The 11,102-nt window shown below is 64.8% G+C and carries 15 protein-coding genes; 6 read left to right on the forward strand and 9 right to left on the reverse strand.

The genetic code is table 11. The annotated features are described in order from the left end of the window. On the forward strand, window positions 1–544 hold a 544-nt coding region (locus EOA24_RS14430; protein WP_127409875.1), incomplete at its 5' end, for an exonuclease domain-containing protein. 298 nt (window positions 545–842) lie between these two features. Here EOA24_RS14430 and secB read toward each other — a convergent pair. Next, window positions 843–1,343: a protein-export chaperone SecB gene (secB, locus tag EOA24_RS14435; RefSeq protein ID WP_042645309.1), complete on the reverse strand. Its 501-nt coding sequence runs from the start codon at window positions 1,341–1,343 to the stop codon at window positions 843–845. A gap of 118 nt (window positions 1,344–1,461) precedes the next feature. Continuing rightward, on the reverse strand, window positions 1,462–1,956 hold the full coding sequence (locus EOA24_RS14440; RefSeq protein ID WP_126080346.1) for an FxsA family protein: 495 nt from the start codon (window positions 1,954–1,956) through the stop codon (window positions 1,462–1,464). Between the two features lie 204 nt (window positions 1,957–2,160). Here EOA24_RS14440 and EOA24_RS14445 point away from each other — a divergent pair, with 204 nt between their 5' ends. From EOA24_RS14445 to EOA24_RS14460, 4 genes are read left to right on the forward strand one after another with little or no spacing between them, the layout of a single operon-like run. Further along, window positions 2,161–2,868 carry a Tim44/TimA family putative adaptor protein gene (locus EOA24_RS14445; protein WP_126080345.1) on the forward strand — a complete coding sequence of 236 codons (708 nt, stop codon included), beginning with the start codon at window positions 2,161–2,163 and terminating at the stop codon, window positions 2,866–2,868. A 22-nt stretch (window positions 2,869–2,890) separates the two neighbouring features. Continuing rightward, window positions 2,891–3,994 carry a murein transglycosylase A gene (locus EOA24_RS14450; RefSeq protein WP_126080344.1) on the forward strand — a complete coding sequence of 368 codons (1,104 nt, stop codon included), beginning with the start codon at window positions 2,891–2,893 and terminating at the stop codon, window positions 3,992–3,994. Next, entirely contained in the window at window positions 3,991–4,515 is a 525-nt protein-coding gene (locus tag EOA24_RS14455; protein WP_126080343.1) for a Smr/MutS family protein, read from the forward strand. Before EOA24_RS14450 ends, EOA24_RS14455 begins: the two co-directional genes overlap by 4 nt. A 54-nt stretch (window positions 4,516–4,569) precedes the next feature. After that, complete coding sequence (locus tag EOA24_RS14460) at window positions 4,570–4,932, forward strand: helix-turn-helix transcriptional regulator (protein WP_126080342.1); 363 nt, start codon at window positions 4,570–4,572, stop codon at window positions 4,930–4,932. A 288-nt stretch (window positions 4,933–5,220) separates the two neighbouring features. On the opposite strand, the gene EOA24_RS14465 is transcribed toward EOA24_RS14460, so the two are convergent. The 4 genes from EOA24_RS14465 to EOA24_RS14480 form a co-directional block, all read right to left on the reverse strand. Continuing rightward, complete coding sequence (locus EOA24_RS14465; RefSeq protein ID WP_126080341.1) at window positions 5,221–5,469, reverse strand: hypothetical protein; 249 nt, start codon at window positions 5,467–5,469, stop codon at window positions 5,221–5,223. 165 nt (window positions 5,470–5,634) lie between these two features. Then, window positions 5,635–6,252: a transglutaminase-like cysteine peptidase gene (locus EOA24_RS14470; RefSeq protein ID WP_126080340.1), complete on the reverse strand. Its 618-nt coding sequence runs from the start codon at window positions 6,250–6,252 to the stop codon at window positions 5,635–5,637. A gap of 201 nt (window positions 6,253–6,453) precedes the next feature. Then, window positions 6,454–7,731, reverse strand: a complete 1,278-nt coding sequence (locus EOA24_RS14475) for a polyhydroxyalkanoate depolymerase (protein WP_126080339.1) — start codon at window positions 7,729–7,731, stop codon at window positions 6,454–6,456. A gap of 282 nt (window positions 7,732–8,013) precedes the next feature. After that, window positions 8,014–8,376: a septal ring lytic transglycosylase RlpA family protein gene (locus EOA24_RS14480; RefSeq protein WP_126080338.1), complete on the reverse strand. Its 363-nt coding sequence runs from the start codon at window positions 8,374–8,376 to the stop codon at window positions 8,014–8,016. Between the two features lie 309 nt (window positions 8,377–8,685). On the opposite strand from EOA24_RS14480, the gene EOA24_RS14485 reads away from it, so the two are divergent. Beyond that, window positions 8,686–8,871, forward strand: a complete 186-nt coding sequence (locus EOA24_RS14485; RefSeq protein WP_126080337.1) for a hypothetical protein — start codon at window positions 8,686–8,688, stop codon at window positions 8,869–8,871. Between the two features lie 44 nt (window positions 8,872–8,915). On the opposite strand, the gene EOA24_RS14490 is transcribed toward EOA24_RS14485, so the two are convergent. The 3 genes from EOA24_RS14490 to EOA24_RS14500 form a co-directional block, all read right to left on the reverse strand. Next, window positions 8,916–9,719 (reverse strand): ATP-binding cassette domain-containing protein, encoded by an 804-nt coding sequence (locus EOA24_RS14490; RefSeq protein WP_126080336.1) that lies wholly within the window; start codon window positions 9,717–9,719, stop codon window positions 8,916–8,918. A 7-nt stretch (window positions 9,720–9,726) separates the two neighbouring features. After that, window positions 9,727–10,506, reverse strand: a complete 780-nt coding sequence (locus EOA24_RS14495; RefSeq protein WP_126080335.1) for an ABC transporter permease subunit — start codon at window positions 10,504–10,506, stop codon at window positions 9,727–9,729. Continuing rightward, on the reverse strand, window positions 10,503–11,102 hold a 600-nt coding region (locus EOA24_RS14500), incomplete at its 5' end, for an LLM class flavin-dependent oxidoreductase (protein ID WP_127409876.1). The genes EOA24_RS14495 and EOA24_RS14500, both read right to left, overlap by 4 nt.

Consider the following 11,102-nt stretch of genomic DNA (forward strand, 5'->3'; position numbering starts at 1 on the left):
GGCCGTGCACGGCATCAGCGCCGCTGACCTGGTCGGCAAGCCGACCTTCGCCGAAATCGTCGATGAGTGGCTGGCCTTCACCGACGGCGCCAAGCTGATCGCCCACAACGCCACCTTCGACCTCGGCTTCCTCAACCTCGAATACAGCCGGCTCGACCATCCGGCCATCGATCCCGGCCGCATCATCGACACCCTCGCTTTGGCGCGCCGCAAGCATCCGATGGGCCCGAACTCGCTCGATGCGCTCTGCCGCCGCTACGGCATCGACAACACGCGCCGCACCAAGCACGGCGCGCTGCTCGACTCCGAATTGCTGGCCGAGGTCTATATCGAGCTCATCGGCGGCAAGCAGGCGGCGCTGGTGCTGGAAACCGTGTCTATGCAGATGAACGGCGCCGGCGAGGTGGCCGATATCGACATCTCCATCGGCGCGCGGCCCATTGCCCTGCCGCCGCGCTTGAACGAAGCGGACCGCGCCGCGCATGCCGGGCTGGTTTCGACGCTCGGCGAAAAGGCGCTGTGGCTGAAAGTGGCGGTGGGCTGAGCGGGCGCTTGTGGCGCTGATCCGCGCGATTGGCCGAATCCCTCCGTGACGTGGTCATACTCGGGCTTGACCCGAGTATCCATGCCGTGACCGCCGCCGTAGGGTGCAACGGTGCAGAATTCTATAACCGTGGCAACGCCTTAGCGTCACGGCATGGATTCTAGGGTCTGCGCGCGTCGCTTCGCTCCTTGCTCCGCCCTAGAATGACGACCGTCCGGAGGTTTTCGCCAATCTCCGGCATCTCCAACAAAAAAGCCCGGCACGAAGCCGGGCTCTTCAATCGCCAAAGCGAATCTTCTCAGCTCACCTGGACCTTGCTAGCGGCCTGGTCCTCGGCGATGCGCTGCTGGAACATCTGGGCGAAATCGATCGGGTCGAGCATCAGCGGCGGAAAGCCGCCATTGCGGGTGGCGTCGGAGATGATCTGGCGGGCGAAGGGGAACAGGAGCCGCGGGCATTCGATGAACAGGATCGGCAGCATGTGCTCCTGCGGGAAGCCCGAGATGGCGAAGACGCCGCCATAGACCAGCTCGACATTGAACAGCACTTCCTGGTCGAAGGAGGCCTTGGCGTTCAAGGTCAGGTTGACGTCGAACTGCTTGTCCGAAAGCGGATTGGCGTTGACGTTGACGTTGATGGCGATGCCTGGGGCCTTGTCGCGGCCGCGCAGCGAGTTCGGCGCGCCGGGGCTTTCGAAGGAAAGATCCTTCACATACTGGGCAAGCACATTGAGCGAGGGCTGGTTCTGGGTGCCGTTGCCGTTGGCGGCGCCGGTCGCCGCGTCATCGTTGCTGGCCATGAGCCTTTAAGTCCTTCTGCCTGGGCAGCATTGCTGACCGGATTGAAATCGCGGGTTCGCTACCATGGCCCGCCGGACAAAACAAGTTTTGCCGCTTTATCGGGCAAAGGCCCTGGGACTAATCGTTTTTCAGCCGCCGCCACGGCGAATTGTGGTCCGGACGGTTCGGATAATCGTCGCGCGAATAGTCGCTGTCGTCCAGATCGATGACGGTCTCGCGCCGGCGCGCCGAAAAGCCGCTCGAGAAGCTGGTCGCCATGACGATGCGGCTCTTGAGCAGGCGCCAGGCGAAGTCGCGCACCGGCGGCAGCAGCAGGAGAATGGCGAAGATATCGGTGATGAAGCCAGGGATGATCAAAAGGATCGCCGCCAGCACGATCATCGCGCCATGGACGAGCTGCCGGCTGGGATCATGCCCGGCATCCATCTCGGCCCGCACCCGCGTCATGACGCCGAAACCCTGGTGCCTGAGCAGCAGGCTGCCGGCGACGCTGGACAGGATGACCAGCCCGACCGTCGCCAAGGCGCCGATCTCGCGGCCGACGACCACGAAGCCGGCGATCTCCAGCAGCGGCAGCAGGAGCAGGAACAGCGGGATGAAGGAAATGCGCAAAGTCTCGACCGATCGCTTTCTTCTTTTGGGCGCTCGCGGACAATCGCCGCTGGCCTTGGCGCCTTTAGATAGGTATGGCTGCCTTTGATTTGAATGATTGCGCCTGCCGTTCTATATGCTTTGAGTGTTGAACGCTATGCGACCGCGGTCCCCGAGGGGGGTCACGCCGGTCGGGCAAGAACAGGGTTCGAGTTGGCGGAAAATATGGGTTTCTTCGACTTCGGCACGATTTTCTTTCTGATTGCGGCGGTTGTGATCTTTTTCCAGCTGCGCAACGTGCTCGGACGTCGCACCGGCAACGAGCGCCCGCCCTTCGATCCCTATTCGGCGAGCCGCACGCGCGAGGCCGATGCGGCGCAGAAGCCGGAAAATGTCGTGTCGCTGCCACGCAAGCGCGCACCGGGCGAATCCTCAGCCGAGACCTATGCCGCGATCGACGCCTTCGCCAAGCCGGACACCGATCTCAACAAAGGCCTGCGCACGATCAAGGACAACGATCCGTCCTTCGAACCCAAAACCTTCGTCGACGGCGCCAAGATGGCCTATGAGATGATCGTCATGGCCTATGCCGACGGCGACCGTAAGACGCTGAAGAATCTCCTGTCGCGCGAAGTCTATGACGGGTTCGTCGCCGCCATCGGCGAGCGCGAGGCGAAGTCAGAGAAGATCCAGTCCTCCTTCGTCGGCATCGACAAAGCCGACATCGTCGCCGCGGAGATGAAGGGCTCCGAAGCGCATATCACGCTGCGCGTCGTTTCCGAGCTGATCTCGGCGACCCGCGACAAGGCCGGCGCCGTCATCGACGGCGATCCGGAAACGGTGGCCGAGGTCAAGGATGTCTGGACCTTCGCCCGCGACACACGCTCGCGCGACCCGAACTGGAAGCTCGTCGCCACCGAAGAAGAAGATTGAGATCAAGCGGCGGGGCTCGGTCGTGCCGCTCTCTCCCATATTCAACGAAAAATCTTTTGATGACCTGCCCGGCTGGGGCGAGGACGACCATGCTGCGGCTTTCGCGGCCTTTCGCCGCTCGGCCCTTCATGCACCCGTAAAACCCTATCGCACCGGCTCGCTCGGGGTCGATTTCAATGCCTTTGCCGAGGCCTATGCTGAGGCCCGCGCCGTTTCGGCGCCGAATCGGTCCGAGGCGCGGTCCTTCTTCGAGCGGCATTTCGTGCCGATGCTGGTGAGCGCCGAAAACGGCTCGGGCCTCGTCACCGGCTTCTACGAGCCGGAGGTCGAGGCGTCGCCGGTCAGGACGGAGCGGTTCGTAGTGCCACTGCTGTCCCGCCCCGCCGATCTGATCGACATCGACGACGGCAACCGGCCGGCCGGCATGGATCCTTATCTGGCCTTCGCCCGTCGGACGGATAATGCTCCGGTCGAATATTTCGACCGCGGCGAAATCGAGCGCGGTGCGCTCTTAGGCCAAAATCTCGAGATTGCCTGGCTCGCCGAAAAGGTCGATGCCTTCTTCATCCATGTGCAGGGCGCAGCTAGGCTGAAGATGACCGACGGCAGGCTCGCCCGCGTCACCTATGCCGCGAAATCAGGACAGCGCTTCATTGGCCCGGGCAAGATTCTGAGCGAGCTCGGCGAGATCCCGCTGGAAAAGGTGACGATGCAGTCGATCCGCGCCTGGTTCGAGGCGCATCCTAGCCGCGTCGACGAGATCCTCTGGCAGAACCGCTCCTACATCTTCTTCCGCGAGGCTGCAGTCGACGATGCCGCGCTTGGGCCGATCGCCGCCGCCAAGGTGCCGCTGACGCCGGGGCGCTCGGTCGCGGTCGATCGCCTGCTGCACACATTCGGCACGCCCTTCTATATCGACGCGCCGACGCTCACCGCCTTCGATGAAAAACCGTTCCGGCGGCTGATGATCGCGCAGGACACCGGCTCGGCCATCACCGGGCCGGCGCGCGGCGACCTCTTCGCCGGCTCGGGCGACGCCGCTGGCGAGATCGCCGGCGTGGTCCGCAATGCGGCCGATTTCTATGCGTTGGTTCCGCGTGGGCTTCTGAATGGAGCGACCCGGTGAGCCGCCGCGACGACCATCTCAGCGACGACGACCGCATCCTGTGGAACCTGGTGGCGCGTTCGGCCCGGCCGTTGAAACGCAAGGCCGCGGTCGAGATTCCCGAAATTATCGAGCCCAAGCCGACGCCGGCCGCCGCTTCCGTCAACGGTGTCCCGCCCGTCGCGGCAAAACCGAAGACGCCGCATGTCTCGCATTCGCTCGATGACCAGACGCTGCACAAGCTGAAAAAAGGCCGGCTGCCGATCGAAGGCCGCGTCGACCTGCACGGCATGACGCAGGACGAGGCCTATTCGCTGCTGCTCGCCTTCCTGCATCGGGCGCATGCCGGCGGCATCCGCTATGTTCTGATCATCACCGGCAAGGGGTCGTCCTCGGGCGGCGACGGCATCCTGCGCCGCGCCGTGCCGGCCTGGCTGTCGACCCCGGCCTTCCGCCATCTCGTCTCCAGCCACGATCACGCCGCCCGCAACCATGGCGGCTCGGGCGCGCTCTATGTGCGGCTGCGGCGGACGCGCCCATGAGGAGCTCGCAATGAGCGGCTCGGCAATGAGGGGCCTGGTGATGAGCAGGTCGACATGACTCCGTTCGGCGAGAAGCTCAGGGCGCTGCGCGCCGAGCGCGGCGTCAGCCAGAAGGCGATGGCCGAGGCGATCGGCGTCAGCGCCGCCTATCTGTCGGCGCTCGAGCACGGCCGCCGCGGCGCGCCGACCTGGACGCTGATCCAGAAGATCATCGGCTATTTCAATATCATCTGGGACGATGCCGAGGACCTCGCCCGCCTTGCCGAAAGCTCGCACCCGAGGGTCAGGATCGACACGTCCGGCCTGTCGCCGGCGGCCACTGAACTGGCCAATCTTTTGGCCGAAAGCATCGAGAGGCTGGATGAGGAGCAGCTGCGGAAGATCACGGCATCGGTCCGGGCCGCGTTGCGCAGATAGTTTGCCCGTATGACAACGGGTGGGGTTAGCCGAAGCGCCCGAGGTTCGTCATCCACGGGCGGAGCGGGAGCGAAGCGGACGCGTAGACCCGAGGATCCATTCCGTGACCTCGCGCGAAGGGCGAAGGCGGCGCAAAACAGAGGCCGTTCTGCACCGCCGTGACGCTCATAGGTAACGGAATGGATCCTCGGGTCTGCGCTGCGTCGCTTCGCTCCTTGCTGCGCCCGTGGATGACGAACTCGCGGGAGGCTAGGTGTACTACGCCGCCGGCAACCCTCACGCCTAAGATCAGAACTTGCCGGCGCTGCCACCGTTGGTGCTGCCCCGACCGCCCTTGCCTTCATGACCCTGATGATCACGGCCGCCATTGCCGCCGCCCAGGCAGTTCGCGGAACCGACGCTGCAGCAGCGGCCGCTCCACAGGTCGTTGAGGTTGGTCGCGGCGCAGCTTTTGTAGGTCTGGTCCGCCAGGGCCGATCCGGTCAGGGCCGAAACCGCGACGGCGGCAAGAAGGGTGTTGCGCAGGAAAGAAGTCATTTGAGTTCTCCATGGTTGGATTTGCCATTCACGGCTGTGTGTCGCCGGCCAAATGGGTATGGTTCATGGAGTTGTGCGATTTTTTCGGAGGGCCACCGCCTTCGTCATCCACGGGCGGAGCGGGAGCGAAGCGGACGAAACCGAGGGTGGTGCGCCTAGCTCCGCCTACTGCACCGAGCCGACCAGCACCGCCTGGCCGTCGCGGATCGAGACCCAGCGTCCGGTGTTGTCGATCGCCTGGCGCTTGAGGAAGCGGTAGCCGGTCGCGTCCCAGGTTTTGACCTTGTCGGTCAGATTGTCGAGTACGTAGTCGCCCTTGTCGGTGCGCACCGTCAGCACCGAATGGCCTTCGCCATCAGGCTTGCGCACGACGGTGATCAGGAGGTCGGCGAGCGACATGCCCATGCGATAAAGCTGGCGGCGCTTTTCCAGCACATAGTCCTCGCAATCGCCATAGCCGTCATCCGGATAGGCCCAGACTTCATCCTTGCCGTAGTGATCGAGATCGCTCAACGGCTTGACGGCGGCGTTGACCTTGGCGCTGACGCTGACCAGCTTGCGCCACAGGACGTCCGTCATCCTGGCCGGCTCGAGATCGGCCGGATGGATGTTGCATTCGTTCGGACGCGCCTTGCAGAAATCATAGTGCCCGATCGGCTGCGAGGTCAGGCCGCCTGTGGTCATTGCGCCCGCCGCCCAGGCGGGTACCGCCCAGTGAGCCGAAATCGCCAGCCCTGCGACTGAACACAAACGCAGAATCCGCGTCATCGCTGAGGAAGTCATTGCCCCCGCCGCCCTGTTCTTTATTAACGAAACGTTAAAGGCGATTTACAGTCCGTGTCAATTAGAGACCGCGGCCAGTTTGACGGCATGGTTACCTGGACGATCCCGTAGCGGCACTTTCGCAACAGAGACACCGTCGCAACACCAGCGGCCGCCGTCTGGCGGCGGAACGGAAGTTCGCTCTGGCGCGGTCCGCGGCGTTCAGCCTTTCGCGGAACGGACCAGTTTGGGCCTCGTCGCCACACGCTGCTGGCGGCCATAGCTGGAAATGAAGTCGGCGATGCGCGGCACGATCTCGGAGCGGAAGCGCGAGCCGTTGAAGACGCCGTAATGGCCGACGGCCGGCTGCACGTAATGGACATGCTTGTCGGCGGGAATGTTGACGCACAGATCATGCGCGGCCTGGGTCTGGCCGAGCCCGGAAATGTCGTCGTTCTCGCCCTCGATGGTGAGCAGCGCGACGTTGCGGATCGCTGCGCAGTCGACCGTCTCGCCGCGATGCGTCATCTCGCCCTTCGGTAAAGCGTGGCGCACGAACACGGTGTCGACCGTCTGCAGGTAGAATTCCGCCGTCAGGTCCATCACCGCCAGATATTCGTCATAGAAGTCGCGGTGCTTTTCGGCGCTGTCCCCGTCATGCTTCACAAGGTGCATGAAGAAGTCCTTGTGGGCGATGATGTGGCGATCGAGATTCATGCTCATGAAACCGGAGAGCTGCAGGAAGCCCGGATAGACCACGCGCCCGAAGCCCGGCACCGGCCAGGGCGCCTGCATGATGACATTGTCGCGGAACCAGTCGATGCCCTTTTCCTTGGCCAGGAGATTGACCGCGGTGGGGTTGCGGCGCGTGTCGACCGGCCCGCCCATCAGCGTCATGGTGGAGGGCACGAAGGGATCGCCGCGCCTGTCCATCAGCGCCACCGCCGCCAGCACCGGCACCGAAGGCTGGCAGACGGCCATCACATGGGTGTCGGGGCCGAGCGCATGGAACATCTCGATGACGTAGTCGATATAGTCGTCGAGATCGAAGCTGCCTTGCGCCACCGGCACCATGCGGGCGTCGACCCAGTCGGTGATGTGGACGTCGGCGTGCGGAAGCATCGCCTCGACCGTGCCGCGCAGCAGCGTCGCGTAGTGGCCCGACATCGGTGCCACGATCAAAAGCTTCGGGTCAGGCTTGCGCCCCGCGGGCAGCGCGCGCTCGAAGCGCACCAGATTGCAGAACGGCTTCGACCAGACCGTCTTTTCGGTGACGTCGACGCTCTTCCAGTCGACCACGGTCTTGTCCAGGCCGAATTGCGGCTTGCCGTAGCGGCGGGTGGTGCGTTCGAACAGCTCGGCGGTCGCCGCGACCGAGCGGCCTAAGGGGGTGTGGGAGATCGGGTTGAGCGGGTTGGAGTAGAAGAGCCGCACCGCGTCGGCATACAAGCGCGCGGGCTGCAGCGCCGCATGGTTCATTTCGTAGAGCTGGTAGAACATCGAGAACCCCGTTGCCGTCCGTCGACCAAAGGACGACGAACAGCGCCGAGCCTTGAATGTCTCCCGGCGAGGTTAACAAGATATTGTTGCGATGCAATACGTCATTTTGTCTGACGAATGCTTCTTTGGTTCAACCTGTTGGAAATCAGGCTTGAGCGGCGAGTCGGCTCACTGTGCGGTGCCGAAATGTGAAGGATATGTGTCCGGCCTCTCTTACCGGAGACCGGCCATGATCGCCGGACCGCAGCGGTCGCCTTGGATCATGGTCCGATAATGGAGAGATCAGACGCGCGCCATGCAGACGGCGGTGTGGCCCGAACCGATGAAGCCCAGCTGTCCGGCGGCGCCGCGGGACAGATCCAGCACGCGGCCCTTCACGAACGGACCGCGATCGTTGATGCGCACGACGACGCTGCGGCCGTTGTTCTTGTTGGTGACCCTGAGCTTGGTGCCGAAAGGCAGCGTGCGGTGGGCGGCAGTCAGTGCCGAGGGGTTCATGCGTTCCCCTGAGGCGGTTCTGGAATGCAGCGCATACCAGGAAGCGCGGCCGCATTGCGCGGCGGCGGAGGAGGCGGACGAGGCGCCAGCCATCAGGCCAGCCGCGATCGTTACCGCGACAAGCGCGGTCTGGTTGGTTCTCTTCATCCTTTGGGGGTGGCTCCGTTGATCGAATAGCCCCGCCTAAGTGCCGAATGAGGCGGGAAATGCGGCAGCCTTCTGGCGGTTCCATGGCGAAGGCACACGTTTGGAGTCGCCGCGAAACAGTTTGTCATGAGATTCCTGGAGCCCGAGAGGCGTATTCTTGATGAATATCGGACCACTCTCCGGGACGTTCCGGACAAGATCGGTCCTCAAGATTGGAAGTACAGAGGAGCCGGACTATTCCGATTCCTACGAGTCTTTTGTTGCGTCCCTGTCACCGCTCGAAATGGACTTCCGGAGAGGATCCAGCCGATGCGATTGATCAGGTCTGTGCTGACGCTGATTGTGCTGGGCGTGGGCGCGCTATGGTCGCTGCAGGGGCTCGGCCTGGTCGGCGGCAGCTTCATGACCGGCCAGACGCGATGGCTCTATATCGGCCTCGTCACCATGCTGGCCGGCATCGTCGGACTGCGCTGGGCGAGCCAGTCGCGCGTTTGATCTTACGATGATTTCGTGATTTGGGACCACGGCCGGCGCCGCGCTCAAGCCCGGTTGAACAGGTGATCCAGGATGGTGCCCTCGATATGGGCAAGCTCCGCCGAACCGTGCCGGCGGGGCCGGGCCACAGGCACGTCGAGGTCGAGGGCGATCCTGCCGGCGCCGATCACCACGACGCGGTCGGCGAGCGCGACGGCTTCGCCGACGTCGTGCGTCACCAGCACGGCGGTGAACTTCTGGTCGAGCCAAATCCGTTCCAGAAGCTGCTGCATCTCGATGCGGGTCAGGGCGTCCAGCGCGCCGAGCGGCTCGTCCAGCGCCAGGATCTGCGGCTGGCCGACCAGGGCGCGGGCAAGCGCGACGCGCTGCTTTTGACCGCCCGACAGCACCGAGGGCCACTCGTCGGCGCGGTCGGCGAGCCCGACCTCCTCCAGCATGGCAAGCGCCCGCTGCCTGGCTTCGGTGCCACCGGCGATGCCGGTCAGCCCGATCTCGACATTCTTCACCACGCTCGCCCAGGGCAGCAGCCGCGGCTCCTGGAACATGAAGCGCGTGCGGCTGTGACCCTCCTCGGCCGCGCCAAAGGTCAGCGAGCCGCTGCTCGGGCGGTCGAGGCCGGCCAGCAGCCGAAGCAGCGTGCTCTTGCCGCAGCCGCTTTTGCCGATGATGGCCAGGAACTGCCCGGCACGCACGTCGAGGCTGATGCCGTCGAGCACGATCTTGTCGCCGAAGCGTTTCCCCACCTCCTTGAAGGCGAAGGCCCGGCGGCCCTCGACCGAGCCGATCGTCCGGGCTTGCGCCGGCGTGGCGACGAGGGAGCGTGCTGCGGTGAGGGTGGCGGCTGGCATCTTGTTCTCACCCTTTCTGGAAGGCCGGATGCCAGCCGAGCGACAGGCGCTCGAGCAGGCGGGCCAGGCTGTCGGCGAGCTTGCCGAGCAGCGCGTAGATCAGGATCGACAGCACCACGACGTCGATCAGCAGGAACTCGCGTGCCTGCATGGCCATGTAGCCGAGTCCGGAGCTGGCCGAAATCGTTTCGGCGACGATCAGGGTCAGCCACATGATGCCCAGCGCATAGCGCAGGCCGACGAAGATCGAAGGCAGCGCGCCGGGCAGGATCACCCGGAAGAACAAGGCGCGCCGGTCGAGCCCGTAGACCCGGCCCATCTCGACCAGCTGCGGATCGACGCTCTGGATGCCGAGCAGCGTGTTGACATAGATCGGGAAGAAGACGCCGAGCGCCACCAGGAAAAGTTTTGCTTCCTCGTCGATGCCGAACCACAGGATAACCAGCGGGATCAGCGCCAGATGTGGGATGTTGCGGATCATCTGCAGCGTCGTGTCGGTCAGGCCGCGGCTCAGCGCCGACAATCCGTTGGCGAGGCCGAGCGCGAAGCCGATCGAGCCGCCTATGGCGAAGCCGGACAGCGCCCGCAGGGTGGAGACGCCGATGTTGCGGATCAGCTCGCCTGACAAGGTCAGCCGCCAGAAGGCCTCGGCCACCGCGCTCGGCGCCGGCAGCACATTGGCCGGGATCAGGCCCGCGCGCGCCGCGGCTTCCCAGCCGGCGATGATTGCCGCCGGCAGCAGCCAGCCGGCCACGCCGTTGCGGGCAAGGCGCGTGGCCAGGCTCATGACGCCGCCTGCAGGCGGTTGGCGCCGTGGAAGCCGACCGAGAATTCGTTGGCGATATCCTTGTGCGCCCGTTGCCGCTGCGTGCCCAGGCCGAGCCTCGGGAACAACAGCTCGGCGACGCGATAGGCCTCCTCGAGATGCGGGTAGCCGGAGCCGATGATGGTGTCGATGCCGATCGCCTGGTATTCGCCGATGCGCTCGACGATCTGCTCCGGCGTGCCGACCAGCGCGGTGCCGGCGCCGCCGCGCACCAGGCCGACGCCGGCCCAAAGGTTCGGCGACACGACAAGCCGGTCGCGCCGGCCGCCATGCAGTTCGGCCATGCGCCGCTGCCCGACCGAATCCATCTCCTTGAGGAAACGCGCCTGCGCATTCTCGATCTGCGCGTCGGTGACGTGGCTGATCAGCCGCTCGGCGGCGCGCCAGGCCTCGTCCTCGGTCTCGCGCACGATGAAATGCAGCCTGATGCCGAAGCGCAGCTTGCGGCCGCGCCGCTCCGCTTTTTCACGCGCCGAAGCGATCTTTGCGGCAACCTGCGCCGGCGGCTCGCCCCAGGTGAGATACATGTCGACGAGGTCTGCCGCGAGCTCCTGGCC

Origin of the sequence: Mesorhizobium sp. M2A.F.Ca.ET.039.01.1.1, from assembly GCF_003998035.1 — a bacterium.
Lineage (GTDB): Bacteria > Pseudomonadota > Alphaproteobacteria > Rhizobiales > Rhizobiaceae > Mesorhizobium.

Bases quoted from the DNA above. Each gene is read 5' to 3' on its own strand.
- secB (WP_042645309.1), bottom strand. From the start codon at position 1,343: ATGGCCAGCAACGATGACGCGGCGACCGGCGCCGCCAACGGCAACGGC.
- EOA24_RS14445 (WP_126080345.1), top strand. From the start codon at position 2,161: ATGGGTTTCTTCGACTTCGGCACGATTTTCTTTCTGATTGCGGCGGTT.
- EOA24_RS14460 (WP_126080342.1), top strand. From the start codon at position 4,570: ATGACTCCGTTCGGCGAGAAGCTCAGGGCGCTGCGCGCCGAGCGCGGC.
- EOA24_RS14465 (WP_126080341.1), bottom strand. From the start codon at position 5,469: ATGACTTCTTTCCTGCGCAACACCCTTCTTGCCGCCGTCGCGGTTTCG.
- EOA24_RS14470 (WP_126080340.1), bottom strand. From the start codon at position 6,252: ATGACTTCCTCAGCGATGACGCGGATTCTGCGTTTGTGTTCAGTCGCA.
- EOA24_RS14475 (WP_126080339.1), bottom strand. From the start codon at position 7,731: ATGTTCTACCAGCTCTACGAAATGAACCATGCGGCGCTGCAGCCCGCG.
- EOA24_RS14480 (WP_126080338.1), bottom strand. From the start codon at position 8,376: ATGAAGAGAACCAACCAGACCGCGCTTGTCGCGGTAACGATCGCGGCT.
- EOA24_RS14485 (WP_126080337.1), top strand. From the start codon at position 8,686: ATGCGATTGATCAGGTCTGTGCTGACGCTGATTGTGCTGGGCGTGGGC.
- EOA24_RS14490 (WP_126080336.1), bottom strand. From the start codon at position 9,719: ATGCCAGCCGCCACCCTCACCGCAGCACGCTCCCTCGTCGCCACGCCG.
- EOA24_RS14495 (WP_126080335.1), bottom strand. From the start codon at position 10,506: ATGAGCCTGGCCACGCGCCTTGCCCGCAACGGCGTGGCCGGCTGGCTG.